Source organism: Vibrio sp. RC586 (assembly GCF_000176715.1).
Classification (GTDB): domain Bacteria; phylum Pseudomonadota; class Gammaproteobacteria; order Enterobacterales; family Vibrionaceae; genus Vibrio.
Window position 1 is genome coordinate 512894 of the sequence record NZ_ADBD01000007.1, and the last position, 21416, is coordinate 534309.

19 protein-coding genes are annotated in these 21416 nt (G+C 46.7%); 4 read left to right on the top strand and 15 right to left on the bottom strand.

All coding sequences use genetic code 11. The annotated features are described in order from the left end of the window. The first annotated feature begins 2 nt into the window (after window positions 1–2). Complete coding sequence (locus tag VOA_RS11825) at window positions 3–1607, top strand: sensor histidine kinase (protein ID WP_009355843.1); 1605 nt, start codon at window positions 3–5, stop codon at window positions 1605–1607. Window positions 1608–1620: 13 nt separating this feature from the next. Here VOA_RS11825 and VOA_RS11820 read toward each other — a convergent pair whose 3' ends face one another. From VOA_RS11820 to VOA_RS0117525, 8 genes are read right to left on the bottom strand one after another with little or no spacing between them, the layout of a single operon-like run. Next, window positions 1621–2964, bottom strand: a complete 1344-nt coding sequence (locus tag VOA_RS11820; protein WP_001177855.1) for a response regulator — start codon at window positions 2962–2964, stop codon at window positions 1621–1623. Further along, a complete protein-coding gene (locus VOA_RS11815; RefSeq protein ID WP_000271334.1) occupies window positions 2951–4561 on the bottom strand; it encodes an EAL domain-containing response regulator in 1611 nt (536 codons plus the stop codon). The genes VOA_RS11820 and VOA_RS11815 overlap by 14 nt, the downstream gene beginning before the upstream one ends. Further along, on the bottom strand, window positions 4561–5865 hold the full coding sequence (locus tag VOA_RS11810; RefSeq protein WP_032468216.1) for a sensor histidine kinase: 1305 nt from the start codon (window positions 5863–5865) through the stop codon (window positions 4561–4563). The genes VOA_RS11815 and VOA_RS11810 overlap by 1 nt, the downstream gene beginning before the upstream one ends. A gap of 12 nt (window positions 5866–5877) precedes the next feature. After that, window positions 5878–7197, bottom strand: a complete 1320-nt coding sequence (locus tag VOA_RS11805; protein WP_001130096.1) for a sensor histidine kinase — start codon at window positions 7195–7197, stop codon at window positions 5878–5880. Between the two features lie 10 nt (window positions 7198–7207). Further along, window positions 7208–7792, bottom strand: a complete 585-nt coding sequence (locus tag VOA_RS0117515; RefSeq protein WP_000158010.1) for a chemotaxis protein CheC — start codon at window positions 7790–7792, stop codon at window positions 7208–7210. Further along, window positions 7789–8154 (bottom strand): response regulator, encoded by a 366-nt coding sequence (locus tag VOA_RS0117520; RefSeq protein ID WP_001007804.1) that lies wholly within the window; start codon window positions 8152–8154, stop codon window positions 7789–7791. Before VOA_RS0117520 ends, VOA_RS0117515 begins: the two co-directional genes overlap by 4 nt. A gap of 34 nt (window positions 8155–8188) precedes the next feature. Continuing rightward, the gene (locus tag VOA_RS11800) at window positions 8189–9331 is read right to left on the bottom strand and encodes an HDOD domain-containing protein (protein ID WP_000215324.1); all 1143 of its coding nucleotides are present in this window, start codon (window positions 9329–9331) and stop codon (window positions 8189–8191) included. Beyond that, window positions 9328–9693: an Hpt domain-containing protein gene (locus VOA_RS0117525; RefSeq protein ID WP_000375680.1), complete on the bottom strand. Its 366-nt coding sequence runs from the start codon at window positions 9691–9693 to the stop codon at window positions 9328–9330. The genes VOA_RS11800 and VOA_RS0117525 overlap by 4 nt, the downstream gene beginning before the upstream one ends. Window positions 9694–9940: 247 nt before the next feature. Here VOA_RS0117525 and VOA_RS11795 point away from each other — a divergent pair, with 247 nt between their 5' ends. Together VOA_RS11795 and VOA_RS11790 are read left to right on the top strand one after the other, a co-directional pair. Beyond that, window positions 9941–10930 carry an L-threonylcarbamoyladenylate synthase gene (locus VOA_RS11795; RefSeq protein ID WP_001132579.1) on the top strand — a complete coding sequence of 330 codons (990 nt, stop codon included), beginning with the start codon at window positions 9941–9943 and terminating at the stop codon, window positions 10928–10930. A 263-nt stretch (window positions 10931–11193) separates the two neighbouring features. Next, complete coding sequence (locus VOA_RS11790) at window positions 11194–11682, top strand: hypothetical protein (protein WP_001286332.1); 489 nt, start codon at window positions 11194–11196, stop codon at window positions 11680–11682. A 49-nt stretch (window positions 11683–11731) separates the two neighbouring features. Here the strand turns inward: VOA_RS11790 and VOA_RS11785 are convergent, their stop codons facing one another. Next, window positions 11732–12514, bottom strand: a complete 783-nt coding sequence (locus VOA_RS11785) for a helix-turn-helix transcriptional regulator (protein ID WP_000048778.1) — start codon at window positions 12512–12514, stop codon at window positions 11732–11734. A gap of 11 nt (window positions 12515–12525) precedes the next feature. Then, window positions 12526–13071, bottom strand: coding sequence for a YbhB/YbcL family Raf kinase inhibitor-like protein (locus tag VOA_RS11780; RefSeq protein WP_000647504.1), 546 nt, complete (start codon window positions 13069–13071; stop codon window positions 12526–12528). A gap of 461 nt (window positions 13072–13532) precedes the next feature. On the opposite strand from VOA_RS11780, the gene VOA_RS11775 reads away from it, so the two are divergent. After that, a complete protein-coding gene (locus tag VOA_RS11775) occupies window positions 13533–14282 on the top strand; it encodes a CPBP family intramembrane glutamic endopeptidase (protein WP_000927227.1) in 750 nt (249 codons plus the stop codon). Between the two features lie 83 nt (window positions 14283–14365). Here the strand turns inward: VOA_RS11775 and VOA_RS11770 are convergent, their stop codons facing one another. The 5 genes from VOA_RS11770 to VOA_RS11750 form a co-directional block, all read right to left on the bottom strand. After that, entirely contained in the window at window positions 14366–17581 is a 3216-nt protein-coding gene (locus VOA_RS11770) for a glycosyl hydrolase family 18 protein (protein ID WP_001143596.1), read from the bottom strand. 602 nt (window positions 17582–18183) lie between these two features. After that, a complete protein-coding gene (gene arsJ, locus VOA_RS11765; protein ID WP_000952213.1) occupies window positions 18184–19413 on the bottom strand; it encodes an organoarsenical effux MFS transporter ArsJ in 1230 nt (409 codons plus the stop codon). Window positions 19414–19459: 46 nt separating this feature from the next. After that, window positions 19460–19957, bottom strand: a complete 498-nt coding sequence (locus VOA_RS11760) for a cyclin-dependent kinase inhibitor 3 family protein (RefSeq protein ID WP_000149573.1) — start codon at window positions 19955–19957, stop codon at window positions 19460–19462. A gap of 13 nt (window positions 19958–19970) precedes the next feature. Continuing rightward, on the bottom strand, window positions 19971–20972 hold the full coding sequence (locus VOA_RS11755) for an ArsJ-associated glyceraldehyde-3-phosphate dehydrogenase (RefSeq protein WP_000985833.1): 1002 nt from the start codon (window positions 20970–20972) through the stop codon (window positions 19971–19973). 27 nt (window positions 20973–20999) lie between these two features. Continuing rightward, window positions 21000–21341: a metalloregulator ArsR/SmtB family transcription factor gene (locus VOA_RS11750; RefSeq protein ID WP_000936744.1), complete on the bottom strand. Its 342-nt coding sequence runs from the start codon at window positions 21339–21341 to the stop codon at window positions 21000–21002. Window positions 21342–21416 lie beyond the last annotated feature (75 nt).

Below are 21416 nucleotides of genomic sequence, written 5' to 3' on the forward strand. Positions count from 1 at the left end.
CGATGTCGATACGCTTAAAGACTATGCTCGGAGTGGCGTTGATTGAGGCGTTTTTGCTGACTATTTTGATCACCTTCACTCTGAGCTATCTGGAATCCACCAACTATGATGGATTAAAGAAACGAGCCCATACAACGATCGCTCTTTTTTCAACCATGGTGAAAAATGCCGTGCTTGCCTACGATTTGGCTAGCCTTGAATCGGCCGCGACCTTAATGATGTCCAATCAAGACATTGTCTATGTCTGTGTAGAAAACGCCCACGGTAAAGAATTGATCTTCAAAGGAGAGCGTGAGTTATTTAAGGCTTACCATACGATTAACGATGAAGATTTTTCGCAACTCCAACCCATCTATACGGCTAGCGATATTATAGAGGTGAGTGGCACCGCATTTGGCACGGTGTTTATTGGGTTCGATCTTTCTTATCTCGAAAAACAACTTGAACATGCAAGGCGTTGGACTTTGCTCATCATTCTCGGTGAAATGGGATTGGTAGCCCTCTTCTCTTATATGCTCGGTAACGCACTCACACGCCGTTTGACTCAGTTGAAAATCGCCACTGATCAGATCACATTTGGTAACCGTGAAGTATTAGTTGATATAAAAGGGCATGATGAAATTAGCCGCGTAGCACACTCCTTTCAGCAAATGATTCAATCACTGCGCCATTCCGAAGCCACTATGCGCGATTATCAGCACCAACTTGAACAGTGGAATTTAGAGCTCGAAGATAAAGTCAACCAACGCACTGAAACGCTGTTAGCCAAAAACCAACAGTTGGAAGAGATGAACACCAAGCTGACGTTGATGAAAGATAAATTGGTCGAAACCGAAAAAATGGTTTCGATTGGCACTCTTGCAGCGGGATTTGCCCATGAAATTAATAACCCTAATGGCGCACTAAAAAGCCATTTACAGCTGATTCAGCAAGATTTTAATCAAATAAAAATCTGCTTCGATAATATTGAGTTGATGTTGGCTGGTACGAGCTATCACGATAAGTTTTTCCGAATAAAAAACGATCTTTACATCGAGGAGAGTGTTTCAGGGATTGAAGAAAGCTTGCGAGATGCTTTGCACTGTGTCGACCGAATCAAAACGATTGTGGATAAGGTACAACGTTGCCAAACTCAACCCAATAGGCACAACAGCAGTTGGGTTTCCCCGCTAAGTCTGCTTGAACAAGCAATCACGATTTGTGGCTTACGTGAGTGGGTAGTCTGGAAAGAACAAGCGCTCTATCCTCCCCTCATTTATTGCTACAGCAACGATTTCATCACGGCCTTCAGTGCCATCCTTAACAATGCATTTCAGGCTTATACGATCAACGACCCCAATGTGCGTATTGAACTGTCACTGCGCCATGAGCAACATCAATTGGAAATTGAGATTGTCGATTTTGGGCGTGGAATGAGCCCAGAAGAGAAGCAACACGCCTTTGACCCTTTTTTTACCACCCATGATGTGGGGAAAGGCGTAGGCCTCGGTTTAACCGAAGCCTACAGTAGTATCAAAAAATACGCAGGGGATATTCAATTGTTCAGCGAACAGGGCCAAGGCACTCGTGTATTCATTACTCTACCTTTAGCCCCGAGCCAACCATAAGATGGGAAAACGCTTAACCAATGTAAACTGCAATAGGCATGTGCATCTCTTTTTCCAGCTCTTTCAACTTACGCAACAAAGATTCATTCATGGCATTCCCTGCCGTGAGCATCAAGCTGCCGTTAGGTAAATAAATATCGCGTTTAATCACCATTCCAGGGCGTACTTCGCTTAAGCTCACGCACAGTTCCATCCCTTCTTCAATACGTGTCACTGCACTCACGATGGTGATAAATGCTTCCACCACTTGGGTATCGTAAAAAATCCCAGCTTGCTGACGTAGATACCCTTGCGCACTTTTGGTGTGCATTCGTCTTGGGTTATTAGAACCAGCCACGAAGAAATCATAGTCTTTGACCACTTTGATAATCCGTGCACCAATCGGGATCTGTTCTCCCTGTAAATGGTCAGGTTTTCCTGTACCGTCATACAACTCGTCTTGGTGACGAATAATTTCCATCAGCGGCTCAAAACGTTTAATTCGTCCCACAATTTCTGCGCCAAGGATAGGGTTCACATTCGGTGTGATGGGAATATCGGTATCCTGATGCACTTTGATGACTTTCCAATCATTGTTCGCTTCACCAATTAAACCGATTTGATGCATTAAACCACACAGATAGACATGGCTAGCTACTGCTTCTGGCTGTTTAAGTTTAAGCGCCACTGATTTCGCTTGGTTGGCAATACGCTCAGCGTGATCGGCAGGATAACCTGTGCGGTGCTGAATGATCGCCGTCACCATTGCCAAAATATCTTTGAAGGTTTTATTTCGAGAGGCGAGGGATACTTCCAATCGTTTGTTGCTGTCTTGCAACTCCAGCGTACGCTCTTGAACTTTCACTTCCAACTCTTGGTTGAACTGCGAGAGTTTCATGTTATTGGCCGCTAGGGCTTGATTGGCGACTTCAAGGTCTTTATTCCGTTCTTCCAGCTCGATGGTGAGCCGTTCTTTATCGCGGCTCAGACGATAAAATTCTGCGGCTTTACCCACTATCAGTTTCAGGTTTTCATTGTCCCAAGGTTTACTGATGTAGGTATGGATCCCTCCCGCATTCACCGCTCGTACCGTTGATTGAATGTCCGCGTAGCCAGTCAATAAGAGTCGAACCGTTTGGGGCTGCATTTCTCGCGCCTTTGCAAGAAAATCCGCACCATCCATTTCCGGCATACGCATATCAGAGATGATGATATGGATGAGGTTCTGTTCAAGATATTGCAGCGCCTCTGCACCATTATCAAAGGTGACAACGTTGTACTCCATCCGCAATACTCGATTTAGAGCTTTCAGAATATCGTTTTCATCATCGAGTAGCAGAATGTTTAACTTTTCATCATGAGTGTTATCCATTTGCATAGCGCCCTTCCCTCTCTTTATCGAGATACTTCAGGACTTGTTCTGGGGCAATTGCGGGGCTAACCAAGTAGCCTTGCACCATGTCGCATCCCATCTCTTTTAAAATATGATATTGCGGTTCCGAATCGACCCACTCCGCAATCACTTGCATCGACAAGGACTTAATACTGGAGATCATCGAATTTAAAATTACTGTGCTTGAATCCGACTTACCCAAACTTTGGATAAATCGGCCATCGATTTTCACAACATCAAATGGAATTTCGCACAAATATTCATAGCCCGAATACCCCGTCCCGAAGTCATCTAAAGCACAGCGTATTCCTAATGATTTTAGCTTATAAATCTCATGTTTAGCGGCATCAAAATCGGCAATCAAATCGTGCTCAGTGATCTCGACAGAGAGACGATGTAATGCCTGCTCTGCACCATGTTGCTTGGCGAGATCTACGATCAACCGATAGCAACTGCCATCAGTAAGCATGGTTCCGGGGATATTCACACCGACCGTGATGTCCGAGAGAATTGACTCTTCAGCCATTAAAAAGGTCAGAATGTCACGCACCATGACTTCGGTCAGATCAGGGATCAGATGGTATTTCTCCAAAATAGGGAAAAAACGAGCCGGCATTTCATAGAGTCCTCGCCCCAGTTCCCGTCTTGCTAACGCCTCAAAAGCAATCACGTCCCCCGATATCATCGATTTTTGAGGTTGATAAAAAGCGCAGAATCGGTGTTGTAACAGATCGCGATAAATACCCAACAGTTGCTTGATCTCATCAACATCAGACGTTTTACCCAACCAATACAAAGGGAAATTCTCAAATAAAGAGGGAACATCTAGCTCGGAATGGTGCGATTTCAGCACGGCATCCGACCAAGATTCCATATCCGTCAACCACCAGCGCACACCATTTGTTGCGGCTAGCAATAAAGTGTTTTCAAAGTGATCCAGCAGTTTAAATACGCTCTGATACCAAGGGGTTAAGCGATGCATAACCCAAAACCAACACGAACCATCTTGATAGAGATTATCCACATCGGGTAATACATCGTTGAGTTGCTGTGAAATGGAATGACGTTGGCTCTCTGTCAGCGATTGCGGCCATTCCATGACCAAAATGAGATAGGGTTGCTCACGCAGTGACTGCAAAAGGGAAATCTGTTTATCTAGCGCACTCTGCGTTTTTAGCCCCGTGATCGAATTGAATTCTTGTTGGCGCTCTTTTTCACTGAAACACTGCAATATGGTCTGTAATAGATAGGTGCGATCCCAAGGCTTGAGGAGGAATTTGTACAATTCACCTTCATTCAGTGCACGTGATAACCCATCCATATCCGCCTGCCCCGAGAGGATTAGTGACATAATCTGCGGATAATGACGATTAATTTCGATCACCAGATCCGCCCCATTCATTCCGGGCATTCGATAGTCGGAGATCACCATCTGTATCGAATGTTGCTTTAACACTTCCAACGCCTCTTGTGCACAAGTTGCGGTATACAGATTCGGAAAATAGGGGCGAAGTTCCCGTTTCAGTGCATTGAGCACCGCAGGTTCATCATCCACCAATAAGATCTCTCGGCTCGCATACATCAGGAGACTCCTTGCGTTCTCACCGCGAGTGGCAGCGTAACCAAGACTCGTGTTCCCATGCCTTCCGTTGACATGAGTTTAATTTTGCCATGATGCTCTTCAATAATTTCACGCGAGACGGACAACCCAAGCCCAGCCCCATCCCCCACGGTTTTAGTGGTGAAGAAAGGTTCAAATACCTTTTCTAGGTGCTCCGCACTGATCCCTTTACCGTTGTCTTGAATGGCCACTTGTACCCGCGGAATACTCTCTCCAGGCCAACGCACTTCATGAATTTCGATACCAATAAGGCCTTCACGAGCACTAGGGACCGATTGCACCGCATTGATGATCAAATTAATGAATACTTGCTGCAGCTTATTGTAAGTGCCACGAATGTAATAAGGCTTATCTGGTATGGGGTAAGTAAAATGTGCGCGGAATTTTAAATCCCCGATGATGAGGGCAAGCGCAGAACTCACCACGTCTCGCAAATCAATTTCCGCCAAATTTTCACGGGTGTGAGCGTAGACATTTAGACTCGAAACAATATTTTTGATCCGCGATAACCCTTCGAGGCTTTCAATTAAAATTGCTTCACTATCAGCAATCATCTCTTGTATCTGAACATCATCAATCTGTTGGATCTGTGGATGCTGCTTAATCTGAGCCACGTATTCATTCAAGCAGCTGAAGTTACTCATTACAAACCCAAGTGGATTGTTTATTTCATGTGCCACTCCAGCAGCTAGCTTACCCAAAGAGGCCAATTTTTCTTCTTGCTGTACCTGATGTTTATCGATAACCGCCTTACGAAACTGCAACATGGAGTACAAGGCACTTTTTGTCACATCGAACAAGGCATACAGTTCATCCCGCTGATGGTGGCTAAAACCATCCCGCGTAGGGAGCATAATAAGCAGTTGGTAATGCTTCTCTGAGCTATGAAATTTCACAACCAAAGCGCTACAAGATTCGGGAAAACAGTCCGCATAGTGCTCCAACCAAACCGACTCTTGTTGCACATCGGGGATGCTGTACCACTCTTCTTCGGTCAATCCGGGGAATAATCCATACTCTTGGTGGCTATTCGCCACACCACGGCTCTGAATAAGATGCCAATAATCATCCACTTGATGTTCGAGTAATGCGAGTTGACACTCAGGTACAAGCTCACAGACCGTGCTCATCAAACTATCTAGCTTGCGCTTGGGTTTTACATTTGAAAAGAGAACTTTGAGAAAGGCCAATAGGGCGAAGGGAATATGCCCTTCCCCCCCATTAACCACCTTATTTTCAGATGAAACCCAGTGTTTATTCACCATACCGCCCACCATTTACGTCGCTTTGGGTTCGGTATTACCTACCGTTTCGGGACTCGGATTAACCGGTAAACGAATGGTAAATTCGCTGCCTTTGCCTACTTCACTCGCCACACTGATGGTGCCATTGTGTTTATTAATAATTCCGTAAGAAACAGACAACCCTAAGCCAGTACCAGAACCAACCGGTTTTGTGGTAAAGAAAGGCTCAAAAATACGCTCGCGGATCTCTTCAGGTATTCCGCAACCCGTATCTTGAATTCTTATCTCGACAAAATCCGCATTGGTGGCTTGTAAGGTGATCCCAATGACGCCCTCACCTTTAATTGCATGACTCGCGTTCACCAGAATATTGAGCAACACCTGATTGATTTGCATGGGCTGGCAATACACATCTGGCACATTCGGCGAATAGTGTTTTTCCACCGTGATGTTGTACTTGATTTCGTTGTTAATGATTTTAAGTGTGGACTCAATACAGTTTTCTAAATTGGCATAGCTCCACTCTGAGCGATCCACGTGTGAGAACTCTTTGAGGTTTTTCACGATCGACATCACGCGTGAAGAGCCTTCAAGTGATTCAGTGATCAGCTCCGCCGTATCTTCCAAAATAAAATCCACTTGTCCTTGCTTGAGGATTTTTTGGCACGAATCAATCAGCGTAACATCCTGACCTTGACCTATGGTTTGAGTAATGCTCTTCAGCACTTTCTCTAAACTGCCGAAGTAATCACTTAAGGTTTGCAGATTGGAAGTAATAAAACCGACTGGGTTATTGATTTCATGGGCAATACCTGCGGAAAGCTGGCCAATCGAGGCCATTTTTTCCGACTGGATTAACTGCCCCTGCGCATCTTCGAGTTTTTTGATCAACACTTTTTGAGCTTGATGCTCTTCTTCAAGCTTTTGCGAAACCCGCTTTAGCTCCAGTTGTTGGCTGGCTTGAATAGTCACGTCATAAACACATAAGCAGACGTGCTCTATTGCGCCATCTTCACTGTGAATCGGGATCACTTCGAGATCCTGATACATTTTGTCTTCTTCACCAGAAACGGGGCGAGAGCTTTTAAAAGGTAGCAAATGTGGTTTTTGCTCCCAACTACTGAAACTGGAGGATTCAATGACCAGAGCCGTATCAATTTTGCGCTTTAAGTAGTCAGCCGATTCAGGAAACAGATCGAGAATATTTTTTCCCTGCATCGCCTCCCCATCAAAAATGACTCGTGACTCAAAATACTCGTTCACTTTAACGATCACATAATCGTTTCGCACGATACACAGCGCAAAAGAGAGTTGATCCAATAGCTCTGAGAGCAACAAACGACTCTTGGCCATACCCGTATCCTTACATCAACAGTTCATCAAGATGCGCAAACACCTTCTCCAATTCATTATCGGCAAAACAGATAATGGTTTTGGCAGAAAAAGAGGCCTTCTCAATGAGGAAGTTGATTTCCATAATTAACGACAACCGCCATTGCAACAGCGGCAAAGGTTGATGCTTGGGATCAAAAAGCACTGGTGGTTGAATCTTTGTTTTCAACTCAATCTGTTGGCATAGCCCTTTTAAACTTGCCCCAGACAGGATGTTGGAGATATCTAAAATACTCTCTTCAATGCTCACTAACCCGTCCGCCATACCTTTAGTGTGGTTGAGATCATTGACCACTTGCTCACAGCCAATTCGACTCATTAGGGTAATTAGTTCACCATCCATACCTCCATAAAAGGATTGTCTTGTGTAGTAATAATCTTCAGCATACGACTGCAAAGCACGCATATCTTCTTCCGTGGCAACACGGATATTCGGCACAGAGATAGTGACGTGCAGATTGAGCAAGGTCGCAAGCTTACTGGCCGCTCTCCCCATTGAGATGTTCATGAATTCCTGCAATGCGTCTTTGTGGTCTGCGGAAAGTACTATGGTCATAGCAGTCCTGCCTCATGAAGTGTCTGTTCCAGTTGTGCCGGATCGAGTGGCTTTTGTAAAAAGTTCAGTGCGCCTAATTCGCGGACTCGCTGCTGAACTAAAGGTTGAATATCGGCACTAATCACAATGACTAAGCATTTAGCATCAATGCTGTGAAAATGTTCCAATACTTGTATACCATCCATTTCTGGCATAGTGAGATCCAAAAACATCACATCGGCAAGGCCATTGTTGTAATGCTCCACCGCTTCTTTGCCATTTTGTGCTTCGGTAATTTCCACATCCCAACCGGGTGGAATCGACCTAATCACAGACTTTCGCGACATTTTTGAATCATCTGCTACCGTTAGCCGAATCGCCATAAATTCACTCCCTTAAAATGCAGTAATTCACTGACTAAACAGGAAAAAACTGTTCTTCTAGATCCTTGAGCACACCTTGTATCGGTTCTGGGGCGTTTTGCACAAGTTGTCGGTAATCACTGATTTGCCGACAGTTTTCAATCTGATTCGCCAAGCTTGAAAGACTACCAAGCTGTTCTAAATGTTCGCCGCTAAACGTTGTCAATCTTTGGTTGAGAATGATATCTCCTATATCAATATCGTAGCCCCACATAATCAGTATGTATGCCGATATCACATCACAATCGGCATACCCCGATTGTAGGTGGTAGTAATCCATAAATTCTTTTTTGCTTGCGCCATCTTCCAACAACAGAATTTTCCCAATCGATGTCAGCAGGTTAGCTACAAAAACTCGGTCTTGATCTTGGCGTGAATACCCCATTGCTCTAACCAAGGCTCGCGCAATAGAACTCGATTTAAATGCACAGTCTGCCACCCATTGATGATCTTCCGCTGAATTCGAATTACTGGGATGAATGGCCAATAAGGAAATAGCGATCGATTCCACCAACACGGCGCCTAAACGCGCAACGGCTTCGTTGAGCAAGTCAGTATTACGGCGAAAACCAAAATAAGAGGAGTTGGCGATTTGAATGATCTTCGCGGCTAACACAGGTTCATGCACTATGGTTTCGGCAATCGCATCCATACTGCAGTTAGGGGAAGCTATCACCTGCTGTAGTTTGCGAACAGAATTGGGCAAAATCGGAATATCTTCCAACGCACCGAGCCGTTTACGACATTCAAAATTGAACGGCATTTGGTAGAGCCGCTCCATACATACAAACAGATGCTCAAAATCTTCGTGAGTAAAAGGTTTAGGCAATACAAATTGTGCGTAGGCGTGCGCTTTACGTGGCAGTTCTTGCGTGGTATCTCCGGTCAACAGTACCCGCAGTGTCTGCGGGCTGCGGGCACGAACCTCGGTCAGCAGTGTTTCCCCATTTTTACCAGGCATCAAGAGATCAGAAATCACCACACTAGGCGCGTCATCCCCATTGATCACCCACTGAGTGGCATCCTCAACCAAAATGAGCTCCCAATGAGGTCGCATACGTCGGATCATTCGCCCCAATGCTTTGAGCATAAAATCATCATCGTCTACACAGACGACTTTCATCGCTTCTACAGTCATCTACTACTCGCTTTTTGCTGGTCTATATAGATGGCTATCTGGTTAAGCACATCACGACTACACTTGCACAACTCCGAAATCTGTACCGAGTAATCTCCTTGCCATTGCGGTTCAGCCGCCGTTTTCATCTCTAATTGGAAACAAAGATCAGACAATACGTCACTACCAATGAATCGTGCCGATGATTTCATACTGTGCACTAATCGATGTAGCTCACTCACCGACTGCGTTGTCGCGGTTGCCTGTAGCTTGGGCAACTGAGACTGCATGGTCTCTTGATAACTGATCAGCATAGGCTCCACGAGATCACTCCCGACCATCTTGGCAATAGTAGGAATATTAAAGGCACAGTTCCGATCCATCTCTGTTCTCATTCCAACGTTAGGGTTGCGATATAAACCAATGTCTTAACTCAAGTGTAGTCCAATATTGAACTCGTCAATGACAGAGATGGGCAGTTTTAGTTTTAAAGTTAACAATAAACCTGTGCTTTAACGGTGCTTTTCCAAGCTCAATCTTGAGTAGGGTTCTGCTTCAAGGTTTGCTAGAATGCCGCTCTTCAAAACACCATCCCCGAATGAATCAGCGGATGGATGATGCGATTGAGTTATGCCGAACCACGGAGATTTTTTGTTGAATACCCAACAGCTTTCAGCGATGACACCTGCTGATATTGAATGCGCAGCGCAGTTACTTAAGCAAGGCCAACTGGTTGCGATACCGACCGAAACCGTCTATGGATTGGCGGCCGATGCCACCCAGCCTGAGGCAGTGAAACAAATTTTTAGCGCAAAAGGTCGCCCAGCCAATCATCCGTTAATCGTTCATTTAGGTTCGGCAGAACAACTTTGCGAGTGGGCAACCGATATTGCTGACGAAGCCTATCAATTAGCGCAAGCATTCTGGCCAGGGCCACTCACCATGTTGCTGCCCAAAGCGGAGCATGTGTCACCGGTAGTAACGGGCGGCTTAGAAACGGTTGGATTGCGTGTTCCGGCACATCCTGTTTTGTTGGAAATACTAAAAGCGCATCATCTTGCCGTGGCCGCTCCATCTGCCAATCCATATAAAAAGCTCAGCCCAACCTCTGCTCAGCAAGTATTAGATGGCCTCAATGGCAAACTGGCAGCAGTATTGGATGGCGGTGAATGTCAGCATGGTTTGGAATCCACGATTGTTGATTTAACTAGCAAACCAATTCGCGTACTCCGTGCTGGCCCAATTACCGCCAGTGAACTCAGCGCCGTGTTAGGTCAAGAAGTGTTGCAGCCGCAAGTTCACCAAGTGGCGGTTCCGGGCAACGTGGATAGCCACTATCAACCGAAAACGCGCCTGCGGGTCATTGACAATGTACAGAATGAGTTCGCGACCCAAGCCAGTGATGTAAAAATTGCTCTGCTCCATCTTTCTGAGCAGCAAGCTAACGAACAGCGTTTACTGAAACCGATGCCGCAGGACGCTAAAGCCTATGGGCAAGCGTTATATCGCTCTCTGGCCGAAGTGGACAAATGGGGTGTAGATGAAATTTGGTTAGAGCGCCCACCACAAGGTGAAGCGTGGCTCGCCGTACATGACCGTCTGCGCCGCGCTGCCAGTTAAGCCAAAGCGGTTGAAGGGCAAAATCCAAAATTGTCACAATTTTTGTGAGCTCACTCAGCAAACTGGACAAGCAAATGCAAAGGTTGGCAACGAGGTGCTTGGTTTTATTGATGCGCATCCCCATTGATGTTGACAAAGCTGGTGAAAAAAACGTGCTTTTCAATCGTACTTTTAATAAAGATTGATGCACCGCAATGCGCCAACTCGGCAGCCAGATTAATTAATAGCTTCTGTTTTGAAGCGCCACCGATAGGATTTGTAAGATGTCTGATGTTTCTACCACCGTCGATTTTGCCACCCAAACTGTACAGCCTGTAGTTGAGTCAAGCGGCTCCATTTGGGGTTATGTGGTCGGCGGGATCGTCATCGTGATTGCTGCAGGTTACTTTGGTTTTAGAAAAATCAACAAACCTGCGTTTATGATTAAGCAACTGCGCAAACGCAACCAAAAAGAGATGAAAAAGCATGGCGTGGAAAGCGCGGAAGCCATGGGCGATCTCGACTTAGTGTTGGATGCCGTTGAAGCGTATGCCACTGAGAAAAAAATGAAAGGCACCGAAATGGTGAAACTGCTTGCGCCACTCAATGATGCCAACAAAATCAAATCAGCCAGCGATTTCTACCATGCAATGTCGTTCATCGCAAAAAGCATTGATAACCAAGCTTTAGCCAAAAATCTGCTCAACAAATCTAAGCAAGTAAAATCTAGCTCTGCTTTGATGGCGGGTTTGCTAAAACGTGCGGGCATTTAATCTCGACAATCCATACTTCAAGAGCCACCTAAGGTGGCTCTTTTTATTTTTACGGCTTATCCGTTAGCGTTTGTAAGTATTGATATGGCGTGATCCGGTACTGCTGTTTAAAGCGCGCAGAAAACCGTGTCAAAGACTGGTAGCCGCACGCAACGGCAACTTCCATCAACGGGCGTAACTCCTGCAACAAGGCTAGCGCATAGTTCATCCGCACTTCACTCAGCACTTCTCGAAAGCCTGTACCCTCCGCAGCCAAATGGCGAGCCATTGTCGCGCGGCTCATCGCAAAGTGGGTGGCTACCGTTTCGATACTGTGTTCATCGCCAGGATTGACACTTAAGTAGCGCGCTAGGCGCTCACGCATCAACGCATTTTCGCTAGGAAAGAGCAGGTGCAGCGCTTTGGCATCACGCAATTGGGCATAAAAACCCAGCACAAATTGTCGCTGTGTTTCTTCACTGAGTGATTTCTGGCTCATCTCGTAAAGCAGCTCGAAACAATAGGCCAGTGCCGTAGTCACTTTGATTCTCGGCTCTGGATCCGACTCCAACTGGCTTGATTGTGCAATCCACTCTGCAGGTGGGGCTTCATGCAAGGTTAATGTCCGCGAATAGAACTGTGCCTGCTGCGGTACATTCACAAAAGTGAGGTACTGATTGGCTGGTAACATCAGCCAATCAGAGGCATGGAAATTGAGCGTCGTGTCATGCCACCAGAGCTGTTTATGCCCATGCGTTACCCAAATAATTGTGGGGGCATAGATCAAGACATTATGCAGAGGCTGTTTACGTAAACCTTTAAACTGCCCCGTCTGGACGATGACCTTACTCATTGCAATTCCTATTATTCGCTCACATACGTCGCGGTGAGAGTTGCTTGCCCCAATGCATTGGCGCGCAACATAAAACCAACCAGAGCATTAGACGCTCCTTGTGGGAGCTCCATCTTCTCGAAAGGCAGAGCCCATACCGTAAATTGATAACGGTGCATACCATGGCCTTGTGGAGGGCACGCACCACCAAAGCCGCTGAATCCGTAATCGTTGTTCAGCTCACGAATACCTTTAAGTTGCTTGGCCGCACCACGAGCCACATTATGTTGATCCGCCGCGATATCCACTGCTACCCAGTGCCACCAACCACTGCCCGTCGGTGCATCAGGATCATAAGCCGTAATTGCAAAGCTCTTTGTGCCTTTCGGTGCATTGTTCCAGCTCAGTTGTGGAGACAGATTATCACCGCTACAACCAAAACCATTGAAGGCAAATTGGTTCGCCATGCGTGAACCTTCTTGAATATCTTGGCTCGTGATGCTCATCATTGGGTTGCTGAGAGCGGGCAGGCTGACCGCTGCAGCGGCGAGTACAGGTAAAAGATGACGTGCTTTCATTGAGATTCTCCTCGTTAAGTTGACGTGAGTAATTTACCGCTTCCCCGCCCCATTATAGACAACAAAAACACTCAATATTAACCTAATAATAGCCATTTTTGAGTTTTACGGTTATTTCATTTGTGTTCATCTATAGGAAAATGACCATCATAGGTTGGATGAATAACAGGTTTAACCAGTGCGAAAGCCTAGCGATGTAACTTGTCGCTACTTGCTGAGCACGTCATTATCCTGACCTTATATCTTGCCGGTTTGATGTGGCGAGTCGGAACATCACGGTTTTCGTTGACGTGTCACTCTGTGACGAACTCGACCATTCTTCCCCTGTTCAACGGTTCAACGGTTCAACGGTTCAACGGTTCAACGATTCAACGCCACTTTTATTCTCAAGGTATATGAAACCAAACTTCGGAAACGGTCTCTCTTACTGCCTATTCCGAGGAATATAAAAGGATATCAAAATGTTATTGTCTCTTTCTGCTTTCGTTTGGCTGCCGTTGGCGCTTGCTGTTATGGCTGGATTTACCCCTTATCGTCACATCACATGGGGACTGTTGAGCCTCACTTTACTGAGTGCTTTTGCAACAGGGCATTTATCGCTGCTCGGCGGCGTAAGTACTGGCTTGGGGTTTGTGTTGGCGTATTTTGCGGTTAATAGTACAGCGCATTGGCGTACCGCAGCTTGGGTTGCTTTGCTGCTCTGGTGTTTAGCCCTATTTCTGCATTGGCTACCTGGTTTTTCTAACCTCAAAGTGCTGGATAAGGTCATCGCCGGTCCACACAGTACACCGTTTAGCCTGTATCTCAATCTGGATAAACCGTTGGTCTTTTTTGCACTATTGCTCGCCTTTCCTCGCTTACTGGGTAAGACGCAAACCGCAAAGTGGGGAGCCACCCTCGCAACACTCCTGCCCTTATTTGCCTTATTGCCTGTTGCGGTGTGGCTAGGGGCTTTAGCTTATGAATGGTCGTTACCAGAATGGTGGTGGATTTTTGCTATCAATAACCTGCTGTTTACGTGTGTGGCGGAAGAAGCGCTGTTTCGTGGTTTGATTCAGCAGAAAGCACAGCAGCAGTTCGGCACCATTGCGGGACTTGGCTATGGCTTGGTGTTCCATTTTACGGGGCGTCTTTGGGCCAGTGTTGGCGTGCATTTCTTATTTAATTTTGCCCACTTGTTGTTTTTTACCTATCCCATGCTGGCGCGTTAACCGCCCTTTTCCCTTTTCCATTTTCCAAACATAGAAAAGCCCAGCCAAATGGCTGGGCTTATATTTAATGAGCGGTAGTTAACTTAGATTTTGCACACCACTTTCCATGATGCATCGGCGCTCGATGGTGTACTGTTCGTCCACCAGTTCGCTTGCCATACTGAACCGTTGTGGATCAGTTGGTCACCGCCTGCCGCGTGGTCACCACGTGGGAACTCTGGGTACACTTTCAAGCCATTCGGGTTGATGCCCGCATCGGCACAAGATTGACCCGCGCCACCTTCGTTACCATTACCGCCTTCTGCTGCACCTTCAAACGCTGGTAGAGTTGGGAAGTCTTTCTTCAGACCAACTGTTTCGTTACCCACGATAAAGCGTACGCCGTTAGCCACGCCAGAGACTGGGGTGTAGTACACCATATCGACACTGTACTCACCGCCCGCAGGGATCGTTTCAGTTGAGCGCAGAGTGACTGAGAGTTTGTGGAACAGCTTCTTCTCACCGTTAACTGAGAAGTTAGTGCCAGTATGACCACTTTCAATCACGTTCAGGCCAGCACCGCTCCAATCTTTCACGATGTCGCCAGTTGACGTTGGCATTAGGAACTCAATCGTAGAACCACCTGGGATCGCAACGTCAGAGTGGTTGGTAAACACCAATTTCGGGTTGATTGGGTAGTTTTGATCACCCTCTGGCCATTCCGTCGTCGATACCGTGACATCAATCACCGAGTCTGGTTGTGGCAGATCGTTGTGATGAATATCCATCGGCTCAGCCGCCGCAAACACTTCATGGGCATAAGAGGTCATGTCAGAACCGATCACGTATTCACGTTTCACCGCGTCATACGAGTAGTCACCCGCCATTTCCCAGATCATCATGCCGCCCAGACCGTTATCAACGATGTAGTCCAGTTTTGGCTTCAGTGAGTCTTTATCTTCAATGCTCAGGAACACTTTTTTGGTGTCGTTCCACAGCCATGCGGTTTGCAGCTCTTGGCTCCACACACGCTCGTATTTACCTTCAATCAGGTGTTTCGGGTTGTTTGGATCCATACCCCAAGCAGGGCCGTAACTTGGCATGCCCTCAATGCCCAGCTTTTCAGCGTGCATCAGGTTCATCGCATGCCACATTGGCACTACACCCGCTTTGATTTCTTTACCGTTAGCATCCACATCGTGCCAGATGTTATCGGTACCTTCTGCACCCCAACCACATACGGTAGTGCCTTCTGGGCATGAAGATTGGTTTGGTTCAACCGCGCGACCCCATAGACCTTTATCGCCGCCGCTGACACCTTGCCAGCCACGGGTGTAGTAAGGAATACCCATGTTGATTTGGCTTGGTTTAAATGCGCCACGGAAGAAGTGGTGCGTCCACGCTTGGTTGAGGTAGCCAATGCCTTGGTACTCTTTCGTGCTGTATACACCCCAGCGGTCTAGCTCAACGTCTTTGCCGTCATCAAACAGTGCCGCTTGTGGACCGACAAATTCGTTCCATGTACCGTGCAAGTCGTAAGACATGATGTTCACGTAATCCAGTACATCTTGCATTGCAAAATCTTGCATGCCACGCAGCAAGTAGCCAGAAGACGGTGACGCGATAGTCAGCATGTAACGACGGCCATCTTCTTCGCCCGCTTTATCCAGCTCTTTGCGCAGTTCGGTCATCATCACCATGTAGTTATCCCACAACTGGCCACGACACTTGTTCGATTGTTCGAAGTCAATCGGGTTACCGGAATCTTTCATGGAAGATGGGTATTCGTAATCGATATCCACACCGTCAAAGTCGTATTTACGGATGAAATCTACCGCCGATTTGTTGAACGCCTTGATGCCTTCCATGTTCACGGAGCAAGAAGCCAGATCGGTCGTCATTGGATAGAAACCACCCGTTTCCGCCCAACCGCCGACAGAAATCAGCGTTTTCACATCGGGGTACTGTTTCTTAAACTTACTCAGCAGGTTGAAGTGACCTTGGTATGGCAGTGAAGGATCCATCTCTGCACCCGGTACATTTTCCCACGTCATTTTGGTCGCAGAATCATCCACTTGCATGCTGAAGTCAGACTTGTTGATGCTGGCAAATGCGTAGTTAATGTGGGTCAGTTTTTCCCAAGGTAGATCGCCAGCAAGGTACGCTGGCAGGCCGTTTTTACCGGTACGCCATGAGGTGTAGTAACCGATGATGCGGCGTGGGTGATCGTCACCCATACACTCGGTGCCATCTTCACGATAGATCTGTTTAATATCACAGCTTAGGTTGCCCGTGCCCATTTCTTTGGCGTTCACGGTCACCATTGGTGTTTGTGTTTGGTGTCCTGCCGCATCGTAAGCGATCGCTTCGATGGTGTATTGACCCAAAGCCACCGGAGTCCAAGCCATTTGATATGGGGCTTGCGTGACACGGCCAATCGAGTTGCCGTTCACCAAAAACTCAACTGCGGTGAGATCTTTATTTTCATCAGAAGCATTCGCAGCCAGTGTGGTGACTTTGCCCAAGAATACGGTTTGTCCGTTACGTGGATTGGTTAGCTCAATCACAGGTGCAACAGGAACTTCTGGCTCAACGGGTGGATCAATTTCTTCGGCTTTGACGGTAATACGTACGGCTTGCTCTTTTAGCAAACCAGAAGCATCTTCCACGATAGCTTTGATTGAGTGAGCACCCTCACCAGCCGCAATCCAGTTCGCTTGGAATGGCGCTTGCTCAAGCAGCGCAATTTGCTCACCATCCACCAAGAATGTGACAGTTTTTACGGTCGTGTTGGTTGCGGTAACGTTAGCCAGAATCGCAACAGTTTGGCCTTCAATGAACTCTGCACCTTGAACGGGTGAAGCCAGCTCCAGAGAAATTTCTGGCTGACCCGGTTCGATGTCGCCATCCGTTTCCAGTGCGATCGTGCTTTGTAGCAGGCTCAGGTCAAGCACACCACTTACGCCCAAGGTAAGATCAATGCTTGTGCCTGGCAGCAGTTGCGTTTTTACCCAGCTACCTTGATCAAAGCTTAGAGTTAAGCGGTTGCTAAACACAGAACCTTGCGCATTGCTGCTAAAGCTCATGCTCGGGTAAGAGATGCCTTGTGCTGACCAAGAAGGCGTTGAAACGGAAAGATTGGTGTCGAACACAATACGAGCATCACGCAACTCAACTGGCTGACTGCCATTGTTGGTCAACGTCACTTTGTAGATATTCCACCACTGGCTTTCAGTGCCAACAACAGATGCTTCACTATTGATTGCCGCCTGCGCTGCAGGCATCGCCATTCCCACTGCTAATGCAAGAACGGTTGGCATTAGGGTTAATGCTGATCTTTTCATTATTTCGAGACTTATTTTATTGAAAAAAATTTGTGTCTCATTATAGGAAGAAATTTATTTGATTCTGTTTTCCAAGAATGTAAGTAAATGTAAATTGTTTTTATATTTTCAAAAACCAGCGTACTTATTACAATTTTATGAACTTAAAAAAATTATTTTAACTATGAGAATTTGCTTCAAAATTTATTTTCATTCTTGACAAATAATGATAACAGGTAAAAATAAAGTCACACAAAGCAATTCACCTTAAAAATAAGTCGCCATCCAAAACCTTAGCCTTTATTTATTCAAACTTAATAAATGAAACAAAATTTTACATTTCAGATCAATCCACAACCAAAAATACTATCGTGATAACTAAAAACTTAGTCCAACTATCAAATAATAAGGAACCACTTATATATCTACAACCAATGCCGCATGTATAACTCAATATATTAAAAACAAAGAATGTAAGAATATTCCCGCAACATTAAGATCCATTAATTAAACATTGAAATGTATTGGTTCTGTATTTCCATTAAAAGCCATTAACTAGGAATAAGCACATATCGCCCGCGATAAGTTCATCGAACTCATTATTTCAATTGAAATTGTGATGCCTGATTACGATTCGGCAGCCAAAATGAGATCAGCGTCGTCAGCACTAAGAATACGAAAGAGACCCAAAGACAAGCCGCAAGACCCCAAAGCTGAAAGACCCAGCCGGATAATATCGTGCCGATTAAGCGCCCCATCGCATTGGCCATGTAGTAAAAGCCGACATCGAGCGACACGCCATCGTCTTTGGCATAGCTGACTATCAGATACGAATGCAGTGAAGAGTTCACCGCAAATACCGCGCCAAACAGCATGAGTCCTCCGATGATCACCACTTCTGGGTGCCACTGTATCTGCACACAGTAAGCAATCAGCCCCGTGACCAACGACAGTGCTAATGCCCAGCCAATAGCGGCTCGCCCTGCTGGTGGATGCTCCGATTTGCTGCCTGTGATTTTGGGCGCGAATCCTTGAATGACGCCGTAGCCAATCACCCAAAGCGCCAGAAAGCCCCCCACAGCACTGTGATCCCAGCCAAACACACTGCCTAAATAGATAGGGAGGGCAATAACAAACCACACATCGCGCGCGCCAAACAGAAATAGCCGTGCCGCCGAGAGAATGTTCACACTCGCCGATTTAGAGAAAATATCGGAAAACTTAGGCTTGTTCTTGGCCTTGCCGAGATCGGATTTCAAACTCATTAAGCTGCCAATGAAAACCAATACCAGCACACCTGCCATGGCAGCGACCGCGTACTGGAAACCGATCAAGGACAACAACGCGCCGCCCAAGAAGAATCCCGCGCCTTTTAAGGCATTCTTTGAACCCGTCAGTATCGCAATCCACTTATACAACGCGCCTTGTGCATTTTCTGGCACTAAGGTTTTGATGGCGCTTTTGGCACTCATCTTATTGAGATCTTTCGCGATCCCCGACAGAGCTTGCGCTGCCATTACCCAAGGAATAGTCAACCAGCTTGCTGGCACTGCCAGCATCAAGAGTGCGATGATTTGCAAACCAAGCCCGATGTTCATGGTGCGATTCAGCCCCAACCGAGCCCCAAGCCACCCGCCAATTAAGTTGGTCACGACACCAAAAAATTCATAGAACAGAAACAGCGAGGCAATCGCTAAGCTGGAGTAGCCCAAATCATAGAAATAGAGCACCACCAACATGCGCAGCGCCCCATCAGTCAGGGTAAAGTTCCAGTAGTTGAACGTCACGAGCATGTACTGACGAACATTGGCATTCAGTTGGGACAACATAAACACTCTCTTAAAAAGAGCCGCGTGATGCGGCTCTTTGCTCTGGTTATGAATTCACGAGCTGTTGGACGTACTCTACTTGCACTTCTTTGGTAAAAGCACCCGGTCTTAATGCTTGCACCTGAGTAATGATGCTTTCCAGCGGCCAACCTTTTTCAAGCAGCAGATGCGCGGCCAGCAGGCCAGTACGACCCGAACCGCCCATACAATGCAAAGCGACTTTTTCACCTCGGCTCAGCGCCTGATGCAAAGCCGGTGAGCACTGTTGCCAATCTTGCGCAAAGGCGGCATCCGGCGCGCAATCGTCTTCAATCGGCGCATGAAACCACTGTAATCCGGCTTTTTCGACTTCCGCTGGTAGCTCACCCACGCCATGCTGCTCCATTTCTTCATGGCTCAGCGCCGTCACTACAGCTGAACCCCCTTGCGCTTTCAGTTGGGCAATACTTTCCGACAGCGGTGTGCCTTTGGTTCCCGGACAAGGCGTGAGCACTAAGCTCGCCTGATTTTCTGCTATCGGTAATTCCCAAGTTGGATGCGTCATTTTTTACTACTCCTTATGCCAAACCGACTTTACGAACCAATTCCGCGGTACGCGTGGCGTAACCCATTTCGTTGTCATACCAAGCGTAGATTTTCACCATTCGCTTACCAACCACCATGGTGGAGAGCGCATCAACAATCGTTGAACGTTGATCGCCTTGGTAATCAATCGACACCAGTGGACGCTCTTCAAAACCCAGAATGCCTTTAAGCTCGTTTTCTGAAGCTTGTTTTAACAGCTGATTGATCTCTTCCACCGTCGTATCACGCTCCACATCAAAAATGATGTCGGTTAGCGAGGCATTCGCCAGCGGCACACGCACGGCGTGTCCATCAATCTTGCCTTTCAGATCTGGGAAAATTTCGATAATCGCTTTGGCAGAACCAGTCGTAGTTGGGATCAGGCTCATACCGCAAGCACGCGCACGGCGTAAGTCTTTATGCGGGGCATCCAAAATGGTTTGCGTATTGGTTAGGTTATGGATGGTGGTAAAGGAGGCTTGCGCAATACCCAGTTTTTCGTGGATCACTTTCACCACTGGAGCAATACAGTTAGTGGTACAAGAAGCAGCAGTAACAATGCGATGTTGCTCAGGATTGAAGATGTGATCGTTCACCCCCACCACGATATTGGCGATCCCCTCTTCTTTGACGGGAGCTGAAACAACTACGCGCTTCACTCCTTGTGCCAAATACTGGTTCAAGAATTCGCCTTTACGGTGTTTACCCGTGGCCTCAATCACCACATCGCAGCCCGACCAATCCACCGCATCAATCGCTTTTTCTTGTGTTGCGCGAATGCGTTTTCCGTTGATCAGGATCGCATCAGCTTCACTGCTCACGGCATGGTGCCAACGACCTTGTACGGAATCGAACTCCAAAAGGTGTGCCAATGTTGCAGCATCGCCCGCCACATCATTGATCTGTACAAATTCAATCTCAGGCCAATCAAACGAAGCTCTCAGAGCCAAACGTCCAATACGACCAAATCCATTAATTCCGACTTTGATTGCCATCTTCCTTTTTCCTCTAAACCTTTTTATCTAAATACAGCACTGGGGACGAGATGCCATCTCGGCTAAGCGCTGAATATCTTGCTGGTATTCTTGTTTAAGACAGTTGGATTCAACCAACCCTTGGATCTGCTTACGCATCCATCCCGGTAGTTGATCGGAAATACGATAAAACACCCACTGCCCCTGACGGATATCAACCACCACGCCGCTGGCACGCAGCAACGCCAAATGGCGGGAAATTTTCGGCTGACTCTCATTCAAGGCTTCGGTTAATTCTGCAACACAAACCTTCTCTTCCCGAGCAATCATCAGTAAGCAACGTACCCGCGTTTCATCGGCAAGTAATTTGAAAAACTGGTGAGGTAACATAACCAACTCCAACATATATGGATATGTATATATCCTATTTTTAAAAATGCTTCTGTCAACAAGAAAAACGGTGAG